The sequence below is a fragment of the Streptomyces aquilus genome, from assembly GCF_003955715.1.
GTDB lineage: Bacteria > Actinomycetota > Actinomycetes > Streptomycetales > Streptomycetaceae > Streptomyces > Streptomyces aquilus.
In genome coordinates, this window is sequence record NZ_CP034463.1 from 2,656,885 (window position 1) to 2,680,127 (window position 23,243).

The 23,243-nt window shown below is 72.2% G+C and carries 19 protein-coding genes and 1 riboswitch; of the genes, 13 read left to right on the forward strand and 6 right to left on the reverse strand.

The features are described 5' to 3' along the window. The first annotated feature begins 70 nt into the window (after positions 1–70). Positions 71–751, forward strand: a complete 681-nt coding sequence (locus tag EJC51_RS12300) for a nucleopolyhedrovirus P10 family protein (RefSeq protein ID WP_126271103.1) — start codon at positions 71–73, stop codon at positions 749–751. A gap of 161 nt (positions 752–912) precedes the next feature. Here the strand turns inward: EJC51_RS12300 and EJC51_RS12305 are convergent, their stop codons facing one another. From EJC51_RS12305 to EJC51_RS12315, 3 genes are all read right to left on the reverse strand, one after another. Continuing rightward, positions 913–1,707 carry an enoyl-CoA hydratase/isomerase family protein gene (locus EJC51_RS12305; RefSeq protein WP_126271104.1) on the reverse strand — a complete coding sequence of 265 codons (795 nt, stop codon included), beginning with the start codon at positions 1,705–1,707 and terminating at the stop codon, positions 913–915. Positions 1,708–1,835: 128 nt separating this feature from the next. Continuing rightward, the gene (locus tag EJC51_RS12310) at positions 1,836–2,057 is read right to left on the reverse strand and encodes a helix-turn-helix domain-containing protein (RefSeq protein WP_004002281.1); all 222 of its coding nucleotides are present in this window, start codon (positions 2,055–2,057) and stop codon (positions 1,836–1,838) included. A gap of 335 nt (positions 2,058–2,392) precedes the next feature. Then, entirely contained in the window at positions 2,393–3,991 is a 1,599-nt protein-coding gene (locus EJC51_RS12315; RefSeq protein ID WP_126271105.1) for an ABC-F family ATP-binding cassette domain-containing protein, read from the reverse strand. A gap of 189 nt (positions 3,992–4,180) precedes the next feature. On the opposite strand from EJC51_RS12315, the gene ypfJ reads away from it, so the two are divergent. After that, positions 4,181–5,074 carry a KPN_02809 family neutral zinc metallopeptidase gene (ypfJ, locus tag EJC51_RS12320; protein ID WP_126271106.1) on the forward strand — a complete coding sequence of 298 codons (894 nt, stop codon included), beginning with the start codon at positions 4,181–4,183 and terminating at the stop codon, positions 5,072–5,074. A gap of 106 nt (positions 5,075–5,180) precedes the next feature. Continuing rightward, on the forward strand, positions 5,181–5,594 hold the full coding sequence (locus EJC51_RS12325; RefSeq protein WP_079308267.1) for a VOC family protein: 414 nt from the start codon (positions 5,181–5,183) through the stop codon (positions 5,592–5,594). A gap of 19 nt (positions 5,595–5,613) precedes the next feature. On the opposite strand, the gene EJC51_RS12330 is transcribed toward EJC51_RS12325, so the two are convergent. From EJC51_RS12330 to EJC51_RS12340, 3 genes are all read right to left on the reverse strand, one after another. Then, positions 5,614–7,020 (reverse strand): hypothetical protein, encoded by a 1,407-nt coding sequence (locus EJC51_RS12330; protein WP_165951124.1) that lies wholly within the window; start codon positions 7,018–7,020, stop codon positions 5,614–5,616. Between the two features lie 158 nt (positions 7,021–7,178). Beyond that, positions 7,179–8,306: an alpha/beta hydrolase family protein gene (locus EJC51_RS12335; RefSeq protein ID WP_126271107.1), complete on the reverse strand. Its 1,128-nt coding sequence runs from the start codon at positions 8,304–8,306 to the stop codon at positions 7,179–7,181. A gap of 391 nt (positions 8,307–8,697) precedes the next feature. Next, on the reverse strand, positions 8,698–9,429 hold the full coding sequence (locus EJC51_RS12340; RefSeq protein ID WP_126271108.1) for a class II aldolase/adducin family protein: 732 nt from the start codon (positions 9,427–9,429) through the stop codon (positions 8,698–8,700). A 198-nt stretch (positions 9,430–9,627) separates the two neighbouring features. Between EJC51_RS12340 and EJC51_RS12345 the strand changes: the two genes are divergently transcribed. The 10 genes from EJC51_RS12345 (at position 9,628) to cobI (ending at position 23,241) form a co-directional block, all read left to right on the forward strand. Continuing rightward, positions 9,628–10,377, forward strand: coding sequence for a lysozyme (locus tag EJC51_RS12345; protein ID WP_126271109.1), 750 nt, complete (start codon positions 9,628–9,630; stop codon positions 10,375–10,377). Positions 10,378–10,531: 154 nt separating this feature from the next. After that, entirely contained in the window at positions 10,532–11,776 is a 1,245-nt protein-coding gene (locus EJC51_RS12350; protein WP_126271110.1) for an inorganic phosphate transporter, read from the forward strand. A 28-nt stretch (positions 11,777–11,804) separates the two neighbouring features. Next, the gene (locus EJC51_RS12355; RefSeq protein ID WP_059197252.1) at positions 11,805–12,026 is read left to right on the forward strand and encodes a hypothetical protein; all 222 of its coding nucleotides are present in this window, start codon (positions 11,805–11,807) and stop codon (positions 12,024–12,026) included. A 170-nt stretch (positions 12,027–12,196) separates the two neighbouring features. Beyond that, positions 12,197–12,337: riboswitch (cobalamin riboswitch) on the forward strand. 101 nt (positions 12,338–12,438) lie between these two features. Beyond that, positions 12,439–13,380, forward strand: coding sequence for a cobalamin biosynthesis protein (locus EJC51_RS12360; protein WP_126271111.1), 942 nt, complete (start codon positions 12,439–12,441; stop codon positions 13,378–13,380). Next, positions 13,377–14,888: a cobyric acid synthase gene (locus tag EJC51_RS12365; protein WP_126271112.1), complete on the forward strand. Its 1,512-nt coding sequence runs from the start codon at positions 13,377–13,379 to the stop codon at positions 14,886–14,888. Before EJC51_RS12360 ends, EJC51_RS12365 begins: the two co-directional genes overlap by 4 nt. After that, the gene (gene cobN, locus EJC51_RS12370; protein ID WP_126271113.1) at positions 14,885–18,541 is read left to right on the forward strand and encodes a cobaltochelatase subunit CobN; all 3,657 of its coding nucleotides are present in this window, start codon (positions 14,885–14,887) and stop codon (positions 18,539–18,541) included. The genes EJC51_RS12365 and cobN overlap by 4 nt, the downstream gene beginning before the upstream one ends. Then, positions 18,538–20,529: a putative cobaltochelatase gene (locus EJC51_RS12375; RefSeq protein ID WP_126271114.1), complete on the forward strand. Its 1,992-nt coding sequence runs from the start codon at positions 18,538–18,540 to the stop codon at positions 20,527–20,529. Before cobN ends, EJC51_RS12375 begins: the two co-directional genes overlap by 4 nt. Beyond that, positions 20,529–21,128, forward strand: a complete 600-nt coding sequence (gene cobO / locus EJC51_RS12380) for a cob(I)yrinic acid a,c-diamide adenosyltransferase (protein WP_126271115.1) — start codon at positions 20,529–20,531, stop codon at positions 21,126–21,128. Before EJC51_RS12375 ends, cobO begins: the two co-directional genes overlap by 1 nt. Continuing rightward, positions 21,128–22,513 (forward strand): cobyrinic acid a,c-diamide synthase CobB, encoded by a 1,386-nt coding sequence (locus tag EJC51_RS12385; protein ID WP_126271116.1) that lies wholly within the window; start codon positions 21,128–21,130, stop codon positions 22,511–22,513. The genes cobO and EJC51_RS12385 overlap by 1 nt, the downstream gene beginning before the upstream one ends. Beyond that, a complete protein-coding gene (cobI, locus tag EJC51_RS12390) occupies positions 22,510–23,241 on the forward strand; it encodes a precorrin-2 C(20)-methyltransferase (protein WP_126271117.1) in 732 nt (243 codons plus the stop codon). Before EJC51_RS12385 ends, cobI begins: the two co-directional genes overlap by 4 nt. Positions 23,242–23,243: the final 2 nt, after the last annotated feature.

A 23,243-nucleotide genomic window follows, 5' to 3' on the forward strand; every position in this document is an offset into this window, starting at 1 on the left:
GATCGTCGTCCTTCCACCACCGTAAGTGGGGTTGCGTCCACGCGCGCCGGAGATGGGGCAGGCTGGAGCAATGACCGACCGGTGGACACAGTCCGTACGGCATCAGCTCGGCCTCGGCAGGCTGCTGCCTTTGGGGGGCGCGCGCGACGGTGCGTGGATCGCGGAGGAGGCGGCCGAGGCGGTGCTGCGGCGTGCGGTACGGGGGGTGCGCGGCGTGCGCCTGGAGTCGCTGCGGATCGCGCTCGCCGATCCGGCGGCGGCGCACGAGCCCGTCGTACCGCCACCGCCGAGCGCCCTGCCGCCGGGGCCGTTGCGGATCTCGGCGCAGTTCGCGGCGACCGCGCGGGAGCCGCTGCCGACGACGGCGGACCGGCTGCGGACGGGCCTGGCGACCGCAGCCACGGAGCTGCTGGGGCTGGTGGTGGCGGAGGTCGACCTGACGGTGACGGCGCTGCTGGACGAGGAGCCGGAGGCCGCCGCGGTACGGCAGCCCGAGCCGCCGTCGGCCGTGGTGGCCGACGATCCCGCGGCGGCCGCCGCCCTCGCGGTGCCCGGCGTCACGGGGATCACCGCCGCGCTGGGGCAGGCGGTGCGGAGCGAGGCGGCCCTGCCGCGAGGCCACGTCCGGGTGGAGGTCGCGGTCGACGCGGACCACCGGGCGCTGGACGTGGCCCGGGCGGTCCGCGAGCGGGTGGGGAAGGCGCTCCCCGGTCATCCGACGGTGGCGGTGCTGGTCACCGCGGTCGGGTGACGGTGTGGGTCACCACGAGGTGGTCACCGCGGTCGGATGACGGTGTGGGTCACCACGAGGTGGTCACCGCGGTCGGATGACGGTGTGGCTCGCCATGAGGTGTCACCGCGGTCGGGTGACGGTGTAGGTCACCACGAGGTGGTCACACTTTCGGGTGACGGTCACTCGCCGATGCCGGCCAGGTCGCGCAGTCGGCGTGCCTGTGCGGCGCGCTCGGCGGCGCGCTGCTCGTCGTAGGTGCGGTCCTGGGCGCCGCGGAGCAGCGCCTTGGTCTCGATGACGGCGTCCCGCGGCGCGGCCAGCAGGGCGCCGGCGAGGTCGCGTACGGCGTCGTCGAGCTGGTCCCGGGGGACGGCGATGTTGGCCAGGCCGGTGTTGACGGCTTCCTCGGCCAGGACGAAGCGCCCGGTGGCGCAGATCTCCAGCGCACGGGCGTAGCCGACGAGCGAGACGAGCGGGTGGGTGCCCGTGAGGTCCGGGACCAGGCCCAGACCGGTCTCGCGCATGGCGAACTGCACGTCGTCGGCGACGACGCGAAGGTCGCAGGCGAGCGCGAGCTGGAAGCCCGCCCCGATGGCATGCCCCTGGACGGCGGCGATGGACACGACGTCGCTCCGCCGCCACCAGGTGAAGCCCTCCTGGAACTCCGCGATGGCGGCGTCGAGTTCGGCGTCACCACTGCGGGCGAGGTCGATGAACGACGGCTCGCCCTCGATCCCCTCCGGCGTGAACATCTGCCGGTCGAGCCCCGCGGAGAAGGACTTGCCCTCGCCGCGCAGCACGACGACCCGGACGGAGCCCGGCACCAGCCGACCCGCCTCGGCGAGCGACCGCCACAGAGCGGGGCTCTGCGCGTTGAGCTTGGCCGGGTTGGTCAGCGTCACCGTGGCGAGGGTGTCCTCGACGGTGAGCCGTACGCCGTCCTTGTCGAGCAGGGGAACGAGTTCCTGGCCCATGGGGCGCCTCCGATGAGTGCGGTCATCCGCCGTGCCACACGGCACGGCTAAGTGACTGCACAGTAACCACCCGGACGGTCAGCCGACCGACCGGGTGGCCACCATCGAAGCCGAGGGGCCGCCCGGAATCAGGACGACGCGGCCTTCTTGCCCCGGGTCGCGCCGCCACGCCCACGAAGCGTGACGCCCGACTCGCTGAGCATCCGGTGTACGAAGCCATACGAGCGGCCGGTCTCTTCGGCCAGCGCCCGAATGCTCGCACCGGAGTCGTACTTCTTCTTCAGGTCTGCCGCGAGCTTGTCGCGCGCGGCGCCGGTCACCCGGCTGCCCTTCTTCAGAGTCTCGGCCACCCGTGCCTCCTCATGGGAAGTGCGCTCTGGTCTCCTCATGATCACCCCTCCCGGGCTTCCTGGCCACCCATTCGGCAAGGTCCGTAAGACAAGGTTGTGACGACAGGAGCGCATCCCCACATGCGGAATCTGGGATTCCACGTCGGCGCGTTCGTACCGCCGAACGGGTTCATTTGTGAACGGGCAGGTCAGAGACGTGCGACGGCCGACCCCTTGTCGACAAAGGGATCGGCCGCGAAATGGATGTAGGACACACCCCGGTACGAGGAGATCTCACACAGATGATGGATCACCGGTAAGCCGAATGATCCATACGCCGTGGATCACGCATTCGATCAAGCCAGGGCGACCAGATCCGCGTAGTCGGCGCCCCACAGGTCCTCGACGCCGTCCGGCAGCAGAATGATCCGCTCCGGCTGGAGCGCCTCGACGGCGCCCTCGTCGTGGGTGACCAGGACGACGGCGCCCTTGTAGGTCCGCAGCGCGCCGAGGATCTCCTCGCGGCTGGCGGGGTCGAGGTTGTTGGTGGGCTCGTCCAGGAGCAGCACGTTCGCCGACGAGACCACCAGGGTGGCGAGGGCGAGACGGGTCTTCTCACCACCGGAGAGGACGCCTGCGGGCTTGTCGACGTCGTCGCCGGAGAACAGGAAGGAGCCGAGCACCTTGCGGACCTCGACGAGGTCCATGTCGGGGGCGGCCGAGCGCATGTTCTCCAGGACCGTGCGGTCCGGGTCCAGGGTCTCGTGCTCCTGGGCGTAGTAGCCGATCTTCAGGCCGTGGCCGGGGACGACGGCACCGGTGTCCGGCTGCTCGGCGCCGGCGAGCAGCCGCAGCAGGGTCGTCTTGCCCGCGCCGTTGAGCCCGAGGATGACCACCCTCGATCCCTTGTCGATCGCCAGGTCGACGTCGGTGAAGATCTCCAGCGAGCCGTAGGACTTCGACAGTCCCTCGGCGGTCAGCGGGGTCTTGCCGCAGGGCGCCGGCTCCGGGAAGCGGAGCTTGGCGACCTTGTCGGAGACCCGGACCGCCTCCAGCCCGGCGAGCAGCCGGTCGGCGCGCTTGGCCATGTTCTGCGCGGCGACCGTCTTGGTGGCCTTGGCGCGCATCTTGTCGGCCTGCGAGTGCAGGGCGGCAGCCTTCTTCTCGGCGTTCTGCCGCTCGCGCTTCCTGCGCTTCTCGTCGGCCTCGCGCTGCTGCTGGTAGAGCTTCCAGCCCATGTTGTAGACGTCGATCTGGGCGCGGTTGGCGTCCAGGTAGAAGACCTTGTTGACGACCGTCTCGACCAGGTCGACGTCGTGGGAGATCACGATGAAGCCGCCGCGGTAGGTCTTGAGGTAGTCGCGCAGCCAGACGATCGAGTCGGCGTCGAGGTGGTTCGTGGGCTCGTCGAGGAGCAGCGTGTCCGCGTCCGAGAACAGGATGCGGGCCAGCTCGATACGGCGGCGCTGACCGCCGGAGAGGGTGTGCAGCGGCTGGCCGAGCACCCGGTCGGGCAGGTTCAGCGCGGCGGCGATGGTGGCGGCCTCGGCCTCGGCGGCGTACCCGCCCTTGGTGAGGAACTCCGTCTCCTGGCGCTCGTACTGCTTGAGCGCCTTCTCGCGGGTGGCGCCCTGGCCGTTGGCGATGCGCTGTTCGTTCTCGCGCATCTTGCGGATCAGTACGTCGAGACCGCGCGCGGAGAGGATGCGGTCGCGGGCGAGGACGTCGAGGTCGCCGGTGCGGGGGTCCTGCGGGAGGTAGCCGACCTCGCCGGAGCGGGTGATCTGGCCGGCGGCGGGGATGCCCTCACCGGCGAGGCACTTGGTGAGGGTGGTCTTCCCGGCGCCGTTGCGGCCGACCAGGCCGATGCGGTCGCCCTTGGCGACACGGAAGGTGGCGGACTCGATGAGGACTCGGGCGCCGGCGCGCAGCTCGATACCGGTGGCGGAGATCACGGACAGACTCCAGGGCGTGTGTATGACGGTTGTGGGCGGCTGAGGACGTTCCCGCCGTCTAATGCGCGAGGAGAATGGCCATGGGCCAAGTCTAACGGGGGCGTGCAAGCACTTTTTCTGGGTGCGGGTGTTCGAGGTCCGCGGTCCGCTCCGGGTGCGGGTGCCGGAGCCGTGGATCACGATGACGGCATGCAGTTCGACGACGACGCCAGACTGGACACCTCCGAGGTCCAGGACGTGCGCGGCAGCCGCATCCCCGGAGGCAGGGCGACCGTCGGCGGGGGCATCGCCGGGCTGATCGCGCTGCTGCTGGGGCTGTTCCTGGGGGTGGGACCCGACCAGCTGGGACTCTCCGACACCGGCGGTGACCAGCCCGCCGCCACGGCCTCCGGCCTCGCGCAGGTCCAGCAGTCCTGCCGTACCGGGCAGGACGCCAACACCCGGGACGACTGCCGGATGGTCGCGGTCGTCAACAGCGTGCAGGACTACTGGGACCAGGAGTTCGCGCGGCGCAGCGGCTCGTACTCCCGCTCCCCCACCGTCTTCTTCAGTCAGCGGGTCGGTACGGCGTGCGGGTCGGCGACCTCCGCGGTCGGGCCGTTCTACTGCCCCGGCGACCGGAAGGTCTATCTGGACCTCGGCTTCTTCGACGAGCTGCGGTCGAAGTTCGGCGCGAGCGGCGGCGCCTTCGCGCAGGCCTACGTCGTCGCGCACGAGTACGGGCATCACGTGCAGGACCTGATGGGCACGCTCAGCCGGTCCCAGGACGGGCGCACGGGCGCGAACAGCAACGCGGTCAGGGTCGAGCTCCAGGCGGACTGCTACGCCGGGGTGTGGGCGCACCACGCGACCACCACGAAGGACGAGTCGACCGGGCGCCCCCTGATCACCAGCCTCACCGCCGCCGACATCACCGACGGTCTGGACGCGGCGGCGGCCGTGGGCGACGACCGGATCCAGGAGCGGTTCCAGGGACGGGTGACGCCGGAGTCGTGGACGCACGGGTCGGCGGAGCAGCGGCAGCAGTGGTTCCGGACGGGGTACGAGAGCGGGGACATGGCGCGGTGCAACACCTTCAGCTGAGCTGCCCTCTTGGGGATTCTCGCTGGTCAGGGACCGTTGTCGGTGGTCGCTGCAAGACTGGTCGTGAGTCAGATTTCCAGCATTTGATCACGAGGGAGTGATCGGCATGGCAGGCACGAGCGGTGGGCGGCCCAGCATCTATCCGACGCTGCTGTACGCGGACGCCAAGGCGGCGATCCGGCAGCTGACGGAGGCGTTCGGCTTCACCGAGCTGTCGGTGTACGAGGGTGAGGACGGCTCGGTGCTGCACGCCGAGCTGGTGCAGGGCAACGGCGCGGTGATGGTCGGCTCCAAGGGCCGCGGCGGTCTCTTCGACGCGGCGATGAAGGACGCGGGCACGACCGGGGTGTACGTCGCCGTGGCAGACGTCGACGCACACCACCGGCACGCCGTGGAGCAGGGCGCGGAGATCCTGATGCCCCCGACGGACCAGGACTACGGAGCGCGGGACTACATGGCCCGGGACGTCGAGGGCAACATCTGGAGCTTCGGGACCTATACGCCGGAGATAGGCGGCTAGGCCCCTCTTCCCTCTCTTCCTAGCTCCGGCCCGTGTGTACCTGGAAGGCGGCCCGTCGGACCGCCTTGGCCAGGGCGGGGTCGGGGTGGGCGGCGGCGAGGGCGACCAGGACCTGGACGGTGCGGGGGTGGCCGACGGCCCGCACCTCGTCGAGCAGCATGGGCACGGTCGGCTGCACCGCGGACTCCAGGTGCCGCACCAGCAGGGGGGCCTCGCCGTGGTCGGCGACGGCGGCCGCGGTGTCGACCCACAGCCAGGTGGCCTCCTCCCGGGTGAGCACCTCGTGGGCGTCCTCCGGGTCGTGGCCGTCGTGCTCGGCGAGCCACAGCAGGGCGTACGGCCGCAGCGTCGGCTCGTCGGCCACGGCGCGGACGTCGGGCTCGGCGGGGGCGCCGACGACACGCAGCGCCTCGAAGGCGAGGCCGCGCAGCAGGGCGTCCTCGCCGCGGGCGGCGTCGAGGAGTTCGGTGACGGCGCTGCCGACGGGACGGGCGGCGAGCCAGGCCCGGTACTCGGCACGGGCGGCGTTGGGACGCAGCTGGGCGCAGCCGCGGAGCATCTCCTCGGCGACCACCTCGATGTTGCCGGCGGGGCTCTGCGCGGCGACGCAGATCTGCTCCAGCTTGACCCACACCGCCCAGCTGCCCAGCGGGGTGAGCGTGGCCTGGCCGTCGCCGTAGGTGAGGGCACCGACGGAGGCCAGGGCGTGCAGCGCCCAGTCGAGGAGCGGTTCGAGGGGGGCGTCCGCGGGCTGCGGCTGGGGCTGGGTGGCGGGGTCGGGCTGCGGGCCGTAGGGGATCTCGCAGCGCTCGGTGCGCAGCTCGGTGACGCGCTGCTCCAGGAGGTCCAGGAGCTGTTCCACGGGCACGGGGCCGGCGGAGAGCTGGAGGAAGGAGAGCACCTGCGGCATGGCCGAGACGACCTCGGCGACGGCGGCGGGCTCGTGGTCCGCGGGTTCGGGATAGGCCAGCGACCAGGCGTCGAAGAGGGCGACCCAGCCGCGCAGGACGGCGCTGTCGTCGCGGTCCCAGGCGCGCAGGCGCCAGCCGGGGCGGGCGCTGTCGCCGTGCACCTCGACGAGGCCGGCGAGGCGGGCGGTGTCCCAGTCGGCGCGGATCTGAGCCGGGGTCAGGCCCAGGTCGGCGGCGGCCCGTTCGGCGGTCTCGTCGGAGAGGGTGGCCTTGCCGTCGGCTCGGCCGCCGTCCCGGCCGGGGCCCAGGGCGGCGTCGGCCCAGTGGGCGACGCGGGCCGCGCCGGCGAGGCCGGAGCGAGCCATTCTGGCCAACTCGGCCTGTGCCGGGGTGCCCTCCGGGGGGCGGGGTGCGGGGCGGCGCGAGCGCCGCTGGTTCATCGCTCGGGGGGCGGCGGCCAGGGGTCGCGTGCGGACGAGTCGAAGCCTGGAGTCGCGCGGGATACGGGACGTCACGGGTGCAGTCTTCCGGTTGACGGTCCGAAAACCCAAACGGAATGTAACGGCGGGCTACGGGGATGGCCAACGCACAGGTCGCGGCGGGCGGTCGGGGACCGGGATCAGGCCAGTGGTACGGCCTTAAACGGAACCTTCGCGACCGGTGGCGGACACCGTTACATCAGCGGTGTCAGGAAACGGCGGAGCGCCTCTTCGTAGCCCGCCGGGTCGGCGTTCCACATGGCTCCGTGCGGGGCCTGCGGGACGGTGTGGAGGGCGACGAGGTCGGGGCGGGTGGCGGCGAGGCGGCGGGAGAGGGCCCAGGGGGCGACGGTGTCGTCCGGGCCGTGCAGGATCAGGGTGGGCACCTTGAGCAGGTCGGGGTCGACGGCTTCGGCGAGGCGGTCGCCGTGCAGTCCGGTGCGGCCCTGGGCGGCACGGACGGCGAGGGGCAGCAGGGCGCCCGGGGTGCGGCGGGCCGAGGCGAGGGCGCGCAGGGTGGTCTCCCAGCTGAGCACCGGGGAGTCCAGGATCAGGCCCCTGATGCGCTCGCGGACGCCGGAGTGGGCGGCGGCGCGCAGGGCCATGGTGGCGCCGGTGGACCAGCCGAGCAGGACGACGTTCCGGGCGCCGTTGCGCAGGGCGTGGCGGATCGCGGCGTCCAGGTCGCGCCACTCGGTCTCGCCGAGGTGGTTGAGGCCGTCGGGCTGCCGGGGGGCGCCGAGGTCACCGCGGTAGCCGAGGGCGAGCACCGGGAAGCGCCGGTCGACGAGGAACTGCATGACGTTCATGGAGAGTTCGCGGGTGGTGCCGAGGCCGTGGACGGCGATGACCCAGGTGTCGCGGACGCCGGGCACGGACCACGCGGGCAGGGTGCCGAGTTCGCCGGGGATCTCGACGTCGGCGTGGTCGAGGCCGAGGGCGGAGCGTGGGTCGCCGGTGTGGAGCTGGGGGGTGAACCACACCTTGGCGCCGGGTTCGAGGGTGCCGTGCGTGACGCGTTCGAGACGGCGTACGACGGTGTCGGCGGAGTGGGACGCGGTGCCGAGGACGGGGCCGACGACCGCGTGGACGTCGTCGCCCGCGAGGCCGTACGTGCCGGGGCGCAGGGCGGCGAGGTCGCGGGTCAGGGCGATCTGGCCGGCGGCCGTGGCGTGCACGGTGAGCCGGGGTTCGCTGGGCAGGGGCCGGCCCGGGGGCGCCTTGAGAGCGGCATCGCTGGCGAGCCGCCCGGCGGCGACGCTCGCGGCTCCGGCGGCCAGGGCCACGGTGACGGCGGCGGCCGCCGCTTTGACAGTGCGCACCCGTCCAGTGTCCGGGTGGAGCGGGGCGGGGGCCAGTGGGAGGGCGGGTGAGGGTGACGTCCGAGGCGAGCGGGGGCGCGTTGCCGGCGGCGCGGGCGGGGTCGGGGCGTCGGGCCGGGGCGCTGTGGCGGGGCGCTGTGAGGGCGGGCCGCCCGTGGGGGCGGGGCGACGTGAGGGCGGGAGGCCGTCGGGCGGGGTGCCGTCGCGGCGGAGTGGCGTCCCGGATGAGGTGCCGTCACCGCGGAATGGCGTCCCGGACGGGGCGCCGTTGGGGCCGGGCGCCGTCCCGGCGGAGCGCCGTCGTAGGCGGGCGGGCTCGCGGTCGGGCCCCTCGTACCGGGCGTAATCGCCATGGGGCTCAGGAGCCGTCGATGTCCAGGGCGGTCGTCCGTCAGCGGCGCTGGCCGTACCCCCGCAGCTTCTCCCCCGCCTCGGCGACCTGTTCCGGGGACAGCAGGCTCGGGGTCAGGCCCGGCACCGAGGATGCCGTCAGCCACAGGTGGCACATCCACTCCAGCTGGGCGGTGCGGTCGAAGGCCTGGTCGAGGGTGTCGCCGTAGGCGATCGTGCCGTGGTTCTGGAGGAGGCAGGCGGTGCGGTCGGCGAGGGCGTGGAGCATGTTCTCGGCCAACTCCTCGGTGCCGTACGTCGCATACGGGGCAACCCGGACGGCGCCGCCGAGCGCGCCGGACATGTAGTGGACCGCGGGGAGCTCCGGCACGAGCGTGGAGACGGCCGTCGCGTGGACGGCGTGGGTGTGGACGACGGCGCGGGCGTCGGTGGAGCGGTGGACGGCGAGATGCATGGGCAACTCGCTGGTCGGGACCAGCGTGCCGAGGACCTGCCGCCCGTCGAGGTCGACGCCGGTGACGTCGTCCGGTGTCAGCCGGTCGTACGGCACTCCCGACGGCGTGACCAGCACGGTGTCGCCGACGCGGACGGAGACGTTGCCGGAGGTGCCGACGACGAGTCCGTCGGTGACGGTGCGGCGGGCGGTGGCGACGAGGCGCTCCCAGGCGCGGGCCTCCTCCTCGCGCACACCGCGCCCCCACGGTTCGCCCACGGTCCGCGCGTCCTCCCCGGCGTCCCGTCCGTCCCGCTGCTCCTGCCGCTGCTCAGCCATGTCGCGATCCTGCCAGGCGGGGCTCCGGCGCACCGCCGGGCCGGGTCACTTTAGGGCGGAGGCATAGCGTCCGGAAGTGCGCATATACGGATACATCCCCCTCTTGCGCAGCTTGGCCAGACATCACCGAGCGTTCCCTGATCTTCCAGTAATCTCGCTGCCTGATTTGTCGTGCACGTCGCCATTCCGGGGGGAAATATGGCTCGTGATCGCAAACCGTCCCGCCACCGCGCCCGCGTCCTCGCGGCCTCCGTGGCCGCGCTCACCCTCTCGGGAACCGCACTGGCCGAGTTACCGGCCGCGGCGGCGGGCAAGCCGAAGGGGCACGACGTCTCCTCGCACCAGAAGGACGTCGACTGGCAGAGCGCGAAGAACAAGGGCGCCAGGTTCGTCTACGTCAAGGCGACCGAGGGCCGGACCTATCTCAACCCGTACTTCGACCAGCAGTACACCGGATCGCGCGACGCGGGACTCCTCCGCGGGGCGTACCACTTCGCGCTGCCGAACAAGTCGTCGGGCAAGGCGCAGGCACAGTACTTCGTGAACCACGGCGGCGGCTGGAGCGCGGACGGCTGGACCCTGCCGCCGGCGCTCGACATCGAATACAACCCGTACGACGGCAAGCACCGGTGCTACGGCCTGAAGAAGGCCGCGATGGTCAGCTGGATCAAGTCCTTCAGCAGCGAGGTCAAGCGGCTCACCGGCCGGCGTCCGGTGATCTACACGACCGCCCACTGGTGGAACGTCTGCACCGGCGGCAGCGCTTCCTTCGCCCGGAACCACGCGCTGTGGGTGGCCCGTTACAACACCGCGGACGCCGGAGCGCTGCCGCGCGGATGGTCGTACTGGACGATCTGGCAGTACGACAACAGCGGCAGCCTGCCGGGTGATCAGAATCTCTTCAACGGCTCCGCGGCACAGCTGAAGAAGTTCGCCCGGGGCTCGTGACCGTGCGGCGCACGGGCCGTGCGGCGGACGTCGGCGACATCGGAGGGAAAACCCTCGGTTCCGGACACCGTGCGGCCCGCCTCAGTTCATCTTCCGTTCACCCTGGTTACCTACGTTCAACGAGCCAATGACGCTCGAACGATTGCCTGGGTAAATGGAAAACTTCTCGCTGATCCTCGCGATTGTGGTGGTAACCGCACTCGCGTTCGATTTCACGAACGGTTTTCACGACACCGCCAACGCGATGGCCACGACCATCTCGACCGGTGCGCTCAAGCCCAAGGTCGCGGTGGCCATGTCCGCCGCGCTCAACCTTGTGGGCGCCTTCCTCTCCGTGGAGGTCGCCAACACGATCTCCAAGGGTCTCGTCGACGAGAGCGGCATACGTCCAGAGGTGATCTTCGCGGCCCTGGTGGGCGCGATCCTCTGGAACCTGCTGACCTGGCTGGTCGGACTCCCCTCCAGCTCCTCGCACGCCCTCATGGGCGGTCTGATAGGCGCCACCATCGCTTCGGCGGGCACGGGCGCGGTCCACGGTGACGTCCTGGTCACCAAGGTCCTGATCCCGGCGATCGCGGCCCCGCTGGTCGCGGGCATCGCGGCCATGCTGGCCACGCGGCTCTCCTACTCCCTCGGCAAGAAGGCGGACGGCAAGTCGGCCGCCAAGGGCTTCCGCGCGGGCCAGATCGCCTCGGCCGGCCTGGTGTCCCTCGCCCACGGCACGAACGACGCGCAGAAGACGATGGGCATCATCACCCTCGCCCTCGTCGCCGGCGGCGCCGTCGCGCCCGACTCCGACCCGCCCACCTGGGTCATCCTCTCCGCCGGTCTGGCCATCGCGCTCGGCACGTACCTGGGCGGCTGGCGCATCATCCGCACGATGGGCAAGGGCCTGACCGACCTCCAGCCGCAGCAGGGCTTCGCCGCCCAGACCAGCGCGGCGACGGTCATCCTGGCCTCCTCGCACCTCGGCTTCTCCCTCTCCACCACGCACTCCGTCTCCGGTTCGGTGATGGGCGCGGGCCTCGGCCGCAAGGGCGGCGTGGTCCGCTGGTCGACGGCGACGCGGATGTTCGTGGCGTGGGGTCTCACGCTCCCGGCGGCCGCCCTGGTGGGTGCGCTGGCCGAGTCCGTGTGCGACCTCGGCGACTGGGGCACGGCGCTCGTCGCGGTCTTCCTGATCGCCTCCAGCGCGGCCATCTGGAAGATCTCGCGCCGCGAGGTCGTGGACGCGTCGAACGTCAACGACACCGACGAGCCGGCCGGTGTGGTCACCACGGCGATCGCGGCCGTGACTCCGCCCCCGGCGGGCCCGGTGGCGGACGACCTGACCGCCACGATCCCCGCCCCGGCAGCGGCCACCACGGAGCCGGCCGTACCGCCGGCCGCCGCGGTCTGAGCCTCAGCGACGAAGGAAAGCAAGCAACATGAAGATCGACTGGCAAGCACTGGGCTCCGTCTTCGGCGTCAGCCTCGTCGTCACCGTCGCCCTCGTGGCCCTCTTCACCCTCGGCATCATGGGCCTCTCCCGCCAGGAGCGGGCCTCGGCCGCGGGCGGCTCGGCCGCCCTCGCCGTGACCGGCGCGTACGCCTGCTTCGCCGCGTGTGCGGCGGCTGTGGGGTACGGGATCTATCTGATCGTGGCGTAACACCCGCCGCGACGAGTCACGCCCTGTTCCGGGGTCCCCTCAAAGGGGTTTCCGGGACGGGGCGTTCTCGCGTTCCAGGCGGGCTCCGGGCCCCCGTGTTCCGTGCTCGCCCGCCCCGCGATGTGGGGTTCTGCACACTCCGCTCTCGCAGGTCAACAGCGAGTTGACGGCTCTTCCGGGCCCGTGGTGGACTGCCGGGGCCAAGTACGGCGGCCAGGGAGGAAGTCCGGTGTGAATCCGGCGCGGTCCCGCCACTGTCACCGGGGTAGGTAGCCCCGGGAGCCAGGAACTCCCACCGCCGGTCTCGTCGAACCAGGGCGTGGACACCCTGAGTGAGGACATGTCGCCATGCTCGCCTGCCGTTTGAGGTACCGCACCAGGTCGCTGCCCGACCCCACGGCCGGCTGAGCCGATGCGTGCCGATCGCGTCTTCGCGTACGGCGCCGCCGCCGGGCTCGTCGGGGATCTGCTGCTCGGTGATCCGCGCCGGGGGCATCCGGTCGCCGCGTTCGGACGGGCCGCCGGTGCCGTGGAGAAGGTGCTGTGGCGAGATCACCGGGGATGGGGTGCGCTGCACACCGCCGTGTGTGTCGGGGGTGCCGTGGGGCTGGGTGCCCTCGCGCAGAGGGTCGTACGTCCTTCCCGTACCGCCTCCGTCGTACTGACCGGCGCCGCCACCTGGGCCGTCGTCGGGGGGACCTCGCTCGCGCGGGAGGCGCGGGGTATCGGACGAGCCCTGGAGGCCGGTGATGTCGAGGGCGCTCGTGCTCGACTGCCGCATCTGTGCGGGCGCGATCCGCAGGCCCTCGACGCCGACGGGATCGCCCGGGCCGTCGTCGAGTCCGTCGCCGAGAACACCTCCGATGCCGTGGTCGGTGCGCTGGTGTGGGGAGCGGTCGGTGGCGTGCCGGGGCTGCTCGGGTTCCGGGCCGTCAACACCCTCGACGCCATGGTCGGGCACAAGTCCGAGCGGTACCGGCGGTTCGGGTGGGCCTCGGCCCGGCTGGACGACGTCGCCGGGTGGCCGGGGGCGCGGCTGACCGCCGTACTCGCCACGGCCGCCGGTGGTGCCCCTCGCGGTGCCGTGCGCGCCTGGCGGGAGGACGCCGCCAAGCATCCCAGCCCCAACGCCGGGCCCGTCGAGGCATCCTTCGCCGGGGCCCTCGGGGTGCGGCTGGGCGGGACCCTGTCCTACGCGGGGCGGGTCGAGCACCGGCCCGTCCTCAACACCCAAGGGCGCGCCGTCGCCTCGTACGACATCGAGCGCGCCGTACGGCTGTCCCGGCGCGTCGGGCTGCTCGCGCTCGGCGCCTCGGTCGCCGTGCGGGCTCTGCGGAAGGGGCGTGCCTCATGAGTGGGGGCGGGCTGCTCGTCGCCGGGACCACCTCCGACGCCGGCAAGAGCGTCGTCACCGCCGGGATCTGCCGGTGGCTGGTGCGGCAGGGGGTCAAGGTCGCGCCCTTCAAGGCGCAGAACATGTCCCTCAATTCGTTCGTGACGCGGGAGGGCGCGGAGATCGGGCGGGCTCAGGCCATGCAGGCGCAGGCCTGTCGGGTCGAGCCGACCGCGCTCATGAATCCCGTGCTGCTCAAGCCCGGTGGGGAGCAGAGCAGCCAGGTCGTGCTGATGGGCAAGCCCGTCGGCGAGATGAGCGCGCGCGGGTATCACGGCGGGCGGCAGCAGAAGCTGCTCGGGACCGTGCTCGACTGTCTGGCCGAACTGCGGGGCACGTATGACGCGGTGATCTGTGAGGGGGCCGGCAGCCCGGCCGAGATCAATCTGCGCCGGACCGACATCGTCAACATGGGGATCGCCCGCAATGCGGGGCTTCCGGTGCTGGTGGTCGGCGACATCGACCGGGGTGGTGTCTTCGCCTCCTTCTTCGGGACCGTCGCGCTGCTCTCCGAAGAGGACCAGAAGCTGGTCGCCGGGTTCCTCGTCAACAAGTTCCGGGGAGACGTCTCCCTTCTCGAACCCGGGCTCGACATGCTCCACGGGCTCACCGGGCGGCGCACGTACGGCGTGCTGCCGTTCCGGCACGGGCTCGGGATCGACGAGGAGGACGGGCTGCGGGTGTCGTTGCGCGGGACCGTCCGGGAGTCCGCGGTGAGCCCTCCGGTCGGCGAGGACGTGCTGCGGGTCGCCGTCTGTGCCGTTCCGCTGATGTCCAACTTCACCGACGTCGACGCCCTCGCCGCCGAACCCGGTGTCGTCGTGCGGTTCGTGGACCGGCCGGAGGAGCTCTCCGACGCCGATCTCGTGGTGATCCCGGGGACGCGCGGGACGGTGCGGGCCCTGGAGTGGCTGCGGGAGCGGGGGCTGGCCGCCGCGCTCGTCAGAAGGGCCGCGGAAGGGCGGCCGATCCTCGGCATCTGCGGCGGCTTCCAGGTCCTCGGCGCACACATCGAGGACGAGGTCGAATCGCGGGCAGGAGCTGTCGACGGCCTCGGCGTGCTGCCCGTCCGGGTGCGGTTCGCCCGGGAGAAGACCCTCACCCGGCCCACCGGAGAAGCCCTCGGCGAGCACGTCGACGGATACGAGATCCATCACGGGGTCGCCGACGTCAGCGGCGGCGTCCCCTTCCTGGACGGCTGCCGCGTCGGCCAGACCTGGGGCACCCACTGGCACGGCTCGCTGGAGTCGGACGGCTTCCGGCGGGCCTTCCTCCGCCAGGTGGCCGCCGCCGCGGGCCGCCGGTTCGTGCCGGCGCCCGACACCTCGTTCGCCGCGCTGCGCGAGGAGCAGCTCGACCGGCTCGGCGACCTCATCGAACAGCACGCGGACACCGACGCGCTCTGGCGGCTCATCGAGTCGGGCGCGCCGCAAGGACTGCCTTTCATTCCACCGGGAGCGCCCGCATGAGCACTGTGTTGTTGTTGTCGACCGCCGACACGGACCTGTTGGCGGCGCGGGCCGCCTCGGGTGCGGACTACCGGATCGGCAACCCGACCCGCGTGGACGTCTCCGCGGAGCTGCCGGGGCTGATCCAGGGCTCCGACATCGCCGTCGTACGGCTGCTCGGTGGCAAGCGGGCCTGGGAGGACGGGCTGGCCGCACTGAGGGCGTCCGGTGTGCCGACCGTGCTCCTTGGCGGCGAGGCCGTGCCCGACGCCGAGTTGATGGCCGAGTCGTCGGTGCCGGCCGGTGTGGTCGCGGAGGCGCTGAAGTACCTCGTCGAGGGCGGCCCCGGCAACCTCACCGAGCTGGCCCGGTTCCTGTCCGACACCGTGCTGCTGACCGGTGAGGGGTTCCTGGAGCCGCAGAAGATGCCGGAGTACGGCGTCCACGGCGACCGTGCCGTCGTCGAGGGCCGTCCGACCGTCGGCGTGCTCTTCTACCGGGCCCATGAACTCAGCGGCAACACCGCCTTCGTGGACACCCTCTGTGACGCGATCGAGGCGCGCGGCGCCAACGCCCTTCCCGTGTACTGCGGTTCGCTGCGCGGGGCCGACGCCGGGCTGTACGAGATCCTCGGCCGGACCGACGCCCTCGTCGCCACCGTCCTCGCCGCCGGCGGCACGCACGCCTCGCAGGCGTCGGCGGGCGGCGACGAGGAGGCCTGGGACATCGGTGCGCTCGCCGAGCTCAACGTGCCGGTGCTGCAAGGGCTTTGCCTCACGTCGTCCAAGGCGGCCTGGGACGAGTCCGACGCCGCCCTCTCCCCCATGGACGCGGCGATGCAGGTGGCGATCCCCGAGTTCGACGGGCGGATCATCACCGTTCCGTTCTCCTTCAAGGAACAGGGACCGGACGACGTCCCCGTGTACGTCGCCGACCCCGAGCGGGCCGGGCGCGTCGCCGGGATCGCCGTACGGCACGCGCGGTTGCGGCACAAGCCGAACGCCGAGAAGAAGCTCGCGCTGGTCTTCACCGCGTACCCGACCAAGCACTCCCGGGTCGGCAACGCGGTCGGCCTCGACACGCCCGCCTCGGCGGTGCGGGTGCTGGACGCCCTCAAGCGGGCGGGGTACTCGCTCACCGAATATCCGTCCGGCGGCGACGAGTTGATCCACCGGCTCATCAACGCCGGTGGCCACGACGTGGAATGGCTCACCGAGGAGCAGCTGGCCGCCGCGCCCGCGCGGGTGCCGCTGGCCGACTACCGGGCGTGGTTCGACAAGCTGGACCCGGAGCTGCGGGACGGCATGCTGGAGGCGTGGGGCGAGCCGCCCGGCAGCCTCTACGTCGACGGGGACGACATCGTGCTCGCCTCGCTCCAGTTCGGGAACGTCGTCGTGATGATCCAGCCGCCGCGTGGCTTCGGGGAGAACCCGATCGCGATCTACCACGACCCCGACATGCCGCCGTCGCACCACTACATGGCCGCCTACCGCTGGCTGGAGAACTCGTTCGGCGCCGACGCGATCGTCCACATGGGCAAGCACGGCACGATGGAGTGGCTGCCGGGCAAGGGCCTCGGGCTGAGCGGGGGTTGTGCGCCGGACGCGGTGCTGGGTGACCTGCCGCTGATCTACCCGTTCATCGTCAACGACCCCGGTGAGGGCACCCAGGCCAAGCGCCGCGGGCACGCCACCGTCGTCGACCACCTCGTGCCGCCGATGGCACGTGCCGACACCTACGGGGATCTCGCCAAGCTGGAGCAGCTCCTCGACGAGTACGCGCTCGTCTCGGACCTGGACCCGACGAAAGCGCCGGCTGTGCGGGCGCAGATCTGGACGCTGGTCAAGGCGGCCGAGCTCCACCACGACCTGCATGTCGAGGACCAGCCGGACGACGACGACTTCGATGAGTTCGTCATGCACATCGACGGCTATCTGTGCGAGATCAAGGACGTGCAGATCCGCGACGGGCTGCACATCCTCGGCGGCGGGCCGGTCGGTGAGGCGCGGGTCAACCTCGTGCTCGCCGTGCTGCGGGCCTCGCAGGTGTGGGGCGGGCAGGCGAACGCGCTGCCGGGGCTCCGGGCTTCCTTCGCGGCCCATTTCGGACTGGTGGAGAAGGAGTTGCTCGCCGAGCCGGGCGCGCCGGTGAAGGTGCCGGTTGAGCTGACGGAGCTGGTCGAGGGTCCGGCCCGGAGCGCCGCCGACGCGATCGACCTGCTGGAGCAGCTCTGCCGACGGGTCGCGGAGGGCATGGAGGCACGGGACTGGGACGTCGCGGTCGCCCCGGCCGTGCTGCGGGGCGTCCTGGGGGTCGAACTCCCGGACGGGGTCGCCGTGTTGGAGTTCGCCTGCACCGAGGTGGTGCCGCGGCTCGCCCGCACCACGGACGAGATCGACCACATCCTCAAGGCGCTCGACGGCGGTTACGTCCCGGCGGGCCCGTCCGGTTCGCCCACGCGCGGTCTGGTCAACGTCCTGCCGACCGGGCGGAACTTCTACTCGGTCGACCCCAAGGCCATTCCCTCCCGGCTGAGTTGGGAGGTCGGACAGGCGCTCGCCGACTCGCTCGTCCAGCGGTACCTGGCCGACACCGGCGAGTACCCGAAGTCCGTCGGCCTGACGGTGTGGGGCACGTCCGCGATGCGCACCCAGGGCGACGACATCGCCGAGATCCTGGCGCTGCTGGGCTGCCGCCCGGTGTGGGACGAGGCCTCGCGCCGCGTGACCGGGTTCGAGATCATCGGGCTGGAGGAGCTGGGGCGGCCGCGCATCGACGTCACCGTCCGCATCTCCGGGTTCTTCCGGGACGCGTTCCCGCACGTGGTCGCGCTGATCGACGACGCGGTGCGGAAGGTGGCCGAGCTGGACGAGCCCGCCGAGCGCAACTTCGTGAAGGCGCACGCCGACGAGGACACCGCCGAGCACGGTGACCGGCGGCGCGCGACGGCCCGCATCTTCGGCTCCAAGCCGGGCGCGTACGGCGCCGGTCTGCTGCCGCTGATCGACGCCCGCAACTGGCGCTCCGACGCGGACCTCGCCGAGGTGTACGCGGTGTGGGGCGGTTACGCCTACGGACGCGGGCTGGACGGGCGGGCGGCGCGCGGGGACATGGAGACGGCGTTCAAGCGGATCAACGTGGCCGCGAAGAACGTCGACACCCGCGAGCACGACCTCGTCGACGCCGACGACTACTTCCAGTACCACGGTGGCATGGTCGCGATGGTGCGCCACCTCACGGGCGCCAACCCCGAGGCGTACGTGGGCGATTCGGCCACCCCGGACCAGGTGAGGACCCGCACGCTGGGCGAGGAGACGCACCGGGTGTTCCGGGCGCGTGTCGTGAACCCCCGCTGGATGGCGGCCATGCGCCGGCACGGCTACAAGGGCGCCTTCGAGATGGCGGCGACCGTGGACTACCTGTTCGGCTACGACGCCACGGCGGGCGTGGTCGACGACTGGATGTACGAGAAGCTCAGCGCGGAGTACGTCTTCGACCCGGAGAACCAGGACTTCATGAAGAAGTCCAACCCATGGGCGCTGCGCGGCATCACCGAGCGGCTCCTGGAGGCCGCCGAGCGCGGACTGTGGGCGGAGCCGGACGCGGACACCCTGGAGCGGCTGCGCGCCACGTACCTGGAGCTCGAAGGCGACCTGGAGGGCGACGACCAGTGACCACCCCCTTCCCCTTCACGGCCGTTGTCGGCCAGGACGATCTGCGGCTCGCGCTGCTGCTCAACGCCGTGTCACCGGCGGTCGGCGGTGTGCTGGTGCGTGGTGAGAAGGGCACGGCCAAGTCGACGGCGGTGCGGGCGCTTTCGGCGCTGCTGCCCGCGGTCGACGTCGTCGCCGGCTGCCGCTTCTCCTGCGACCCGGCCCGCCCCGACCCCGACTGCCCGGACGGCCCGCACGAGCCCGGTCCCGGCACGTCGCGCCCCTCCCGCATGGTCGAACTCCCCGTCGGCGCCTCCGAGGACCGGCTCGTCGGCGCCCTCGACATCGAGCGGGCGCTCGCGGAGGGCGTGAAGGCCTTCGAGCCCGGCCTGCTGGCCGACGCGCACCGCGGGATTCTCTACGTCGACGAGGTCAATCTTCTCCATGACCATCTCGTCGACCTGCTGCTCGACGCCGCCGCGATGGGCGCCTCGTACGTGGAGCGCGAGGGCGTGTCCGTGCGGCATGCCTCGAAGTTCCTGCTCGTCGGGACCATGAACCCCGAAGAGGGTGAACTGCGCCCGCAGTTGCTGGACCGGTTCGGGCTGACCGTCGAGGTGGCCGCCTCGCGGGAGCCCGACCAGCGGGTGGAGGTCGTACGGCGGCGGCTCGCGTACGACGACGATCCGGCGGGTTTCGCGGCGCGTTGGGCCGACGAGGAGACCGCCGTACGGCAACGGGTCGTCGCGGCGCGGGAGTTGCTGCCGTCGGTGCGACTCGGGGACGGGGCGCTGCGGCAGATCGCGGCGACCTGTGCCGCGTTCGAGGTGGACGGCATGCGGGCCGACATCGTCATGGCGCGTACCGCCACCGCGCTGGCCGCCTGGGCCGGGCGGACCGACGTGCTCGCCGAGGACGTACGGCAGGCCGCGCTGCTCGCGCTGCCGCATCGCAGGCGCCGTAATCCCTTCGACGCGCCGGGACTTGACGAGGACAAGCTCGACCAGACGCTGGAGGAGTTCAGCGGCGAGGGCGAGGACGATCCCGACCCGGACGGGCCCGGCGGGGGTGGCGGGCAGCCGGCGCCGGACGACGGGTCGCAGGGTGACTCCGGGGGCGCGGCGCAGCCCGAGGCCGGGGAGGGCGGAGAGCCGCAGGCCGGCGGTGCCGGTGGCGGCGAGCAGTCCGCCGTACGGGCTGCGGAGCCGTTCCGTACCAAGGTGCTCAGCGTGCCGGGGCTCGGGGACGGTGCCGCCGGGCGGCGTTCGCGGGCGCGGACCGAGCACGGGCGGACCACGGGGGCGCGGCGTCCTCGGGGTGCGCTCGCCAAGCTGCATCTGGCGGCCACCGTGCAGGCGGCGGCCCCGCATCAGCGGGCGCGTGGCCGGTCCGGGCCGGGGCTCGTACTGCGCCGGGACGATCTGCGGCAGGCGACGCGGGAGGGGCGGGAGGGCAACCTCGTGCTGTTCGTCGTGGACGCCTCCGGGTCGATGGCCGCCCGGCAACGGATGGGTGCCGTGAAGGGTGCCGTGCTGTCGCTGCTGCTGGACGCGTATCAGCGGCGGGACAAGGTGGGGCTGGTGACGTTCCGGGGGACGGCGAGTGAGGTGGCGTTGCCGCCGACGTCGTCCGTGGACGCCGCCGCGGCCCGGTTGGAGTCGTTGCCGACGGGTGGGCGTACGCCGCTCGCCGCCGGGCTGCTGAAGGCGCACGAGGTGCTGCGGGTCGAGCGGTTGCGGGACCCGGCGCGGCGGGCGCTGGTGGTCGTGGTGACCGACGGGCGGGCCACGGGTGGGCCCGAGCCGGTCGCGCTGTCGCAGCGGGCGGCGCGGTTGTTCGCCGCCGACGGGGTCGCCTCCGTCGTCGTCGACTGCGAGTCCGGGCCCGTGCGGCTGGGGCTCGCCGGGCAGTTGGCGGGTGAGCTGGGGGGTACGGCGGTGACGCTCGACGAGTTGCGGGCCGACTCCATCGCCGGGCTGGTCAAGGACGTACAGAGGAGGGCCGCGTAATGCCGCAGGGGCAGCCGAGTGTGGTGCCGGACGACGGTCTGACCACGCGTCAGCGTCGTAATCGTCCGCTGGTGGTCGTGCACACCGGGATCGGGAAGGGGAAGTCCACCGCCGCGTTCGGGCTGGCGCTGCGGGCCTGGAACCAGGGGTGGCCCATCGGGGTGTTCCAGTTCGTCAAGTCGGCGAAGTGGAAGGTCGGCGAGGAGAACGCGCTGCGGGTGCTGGGCGCCTCCGGCGAGGGCGGGTCCGTCGACTGGCACAAGATGGGCGAGGGCTGGTCCTGGGTTCAGCGGGACGCGCAGATGGACAACGAGGAGAAGGCCCGGGAGGGCTGGGAGCAGGTCAAGCGGGACCTCGCCGCCGAGACGTACCGGCTCTATGTGCTCGATGAGTTCGCTTACCCCATGCACTGGGGGTGGGTGGACACCGATGAGGTGATCTCCGTGCTGCGGGATCGGCCGGGCACGCAGCACGTCGTCATCACCGGGCGGAACGCTCCCGAGAAGCTCGTCGACTTCGCCGATCTCGTCACCGACATGTCCAAGGTCAAGCATCCGATGGACGCCGGGCAGAAGGGGCAGCGGGGTATCGAGTGGTGATGTCCTCCTCCGTTTCCGTCCCCCGGCTGGTCATCGCCGCGCCCTCCTCGGGCAGCGGGAAGACCACCGTCGCCACGGGGTTGATGGCCGCGTTCGCCGCGCGGGGGCTCGCCGTGTCTCCGCACAAGGTCGGGCCGGACTACATCGACCCCGGGTATCACTCGCTCGCCACCGGGCGGGTGGGGCGGAACCTCGACGCGTACCTGTGCGGGCCGGAGTTGGTCGGGCCGTTGTTCGCGCACGGGGCGCGCGGGTGTGACATCGCCGTCGTCGAGGGTGTGATGGGGATGTACGACGGGGCCGCGGGGGAGGGTGAACTGGCGTCCACCGCTCATGTCGCGAAGCTGTTGCGGGCGCCGGTGGTTCTTGTCGTCGACGCCTCTTCGCAGTCGCGGTCGGTGGCCGCGCTGGTGCACGGGTTCGTCTCGTGGGATCCGGAGGTGCGGGTCGGGGGTGTGATCCTCAACAAGGTCGCGTCCGACCGGCATGAGGAGCTGCTGCGGGAGGCGTTGGAGTCGGCCGGGGTGCCGGTGCTGGGGGTGCTGCGGCGGGCGGCCCAGGTGGATACGCCGTCCCGGCATCTGGGGTTGGTGCCCGTTGCCGAGCGGCGGGGGGCGGCGCTTGAGGCTGTGGCGGCTATGGGGGCGCAGGTTGCTCAAGGGTGCGATCTGGACGCGTTGGAGGCGCTCGCCCGCACTGCCGGCCCCGTACCAGGAGGCTCCGCCCCCTGGACCCCCGGGCCTATGCCCACCCACCGCCCGACTCGGTTGGCCGAAAGGCCAAGTCCCGTCGTCGCCGTCGCCGGTGGTCCCGCCTTCACCTTCTCCTACGCCGAGCACACCGAGCTGCTCACCGCCGCCGGAGCGGACGTCGTCACCTTCGATCCACTGCGTGACGAGGAACTGCCCCCCGGCACCCGCGGCTTGGTCATCGGCGGTGGCTTCCCCGAGGTGTACGCCGCAGAGCTGTCCGCCAACGAACCCCTGCGCAAGGCCGTCAGTGAGCTCGCTCTCAGTGGCGCCCCCGTCGCCGCCGAATGTGCCGGCCTGCTCTACCTCTGTCGTGAGCTCGACGGGCTCCCCATGTGCGGTGTGCTCGACGCGACCGCGCGGATGAGCGAGCGGCTCACGCTCGGCTACCGGGACGCGGTGGCCGTCGGAGACAGTTCCCTCGCCGTCGCCGGGACGCGGATGCGGGGGCACGAGTTCCATCGGACCGTCGTGGAGCCCGGTGCCGGGGCGGCTCCCGCATGGGGGGTACGCGCCCCTGCCCGGCGCGTCGAAGGTTTCGTACAACAAGGTGTGCACGCGAGTTATCTGCACACGCACTGGGCGTCGCAGCCCGGTGTGGCCCATCGGTTCGTGGAGAGGTGCCGGACGTCATGAGCAGCAGGTTGATCGGAGTCGGGGTCGGTCCCGGCGATCCGGAGCTGGTGACCGTCAAGGGCGTCAACGCGCTGCGTGCCGCCGATGTGGTCGTCGTCCCCGTGATGGACACCGGCGAGCGCGGGCGGGCCGAGGCCACCGTGCTGCACTACGTCGGGCAGGAGAAGGTCGTCCGGGTGGTGTTCGCGCTGAACGAGCGGACCGACCGGGGGCGCCGCGAGGCCGCCTGGGACGCCGCCGGGGAGCGGGTCGCGCGGCTGCTCGGCGAGCACGGCACCGTCGCCTTCGCCACCATCGGCGATCCGAACGTCTACTCCACGTTCACCTATCTCGCGCAGACCATCGCCGAGCTGGTGCCGGGGACCGTGGTGGAGACCGTGCCGGGCATCACCGCTATGCAGGATCTCGCCGCGCGTTCCGGGGCCGTCCTCACCGAGGGCACCGAGCCGCTGACGCTCGTGCCCGTCACCGCCGGTGCCCAGGCGCTCAAGGACGCCCTCGCCGGGCCGGGGACCGTCGTCGCCTACAAGTTCGGGCGGCAGGCCCAGGAGGTCGCCGAGGCGCTGCGGGAGACCGGGCGGCTCGACGACGCCGTGTGGGGGTCGGCACTCGGGCTGCCGGAGGAGTCCGTGCGGCCGGCCGCCGAGCTCGACGGCGCCCCGCTCCCCTACCTCTCCACGCTCATCGCGCCCGCCCGGCGTGACGGCGGGCGGGGCGGCAAGCTGTGACC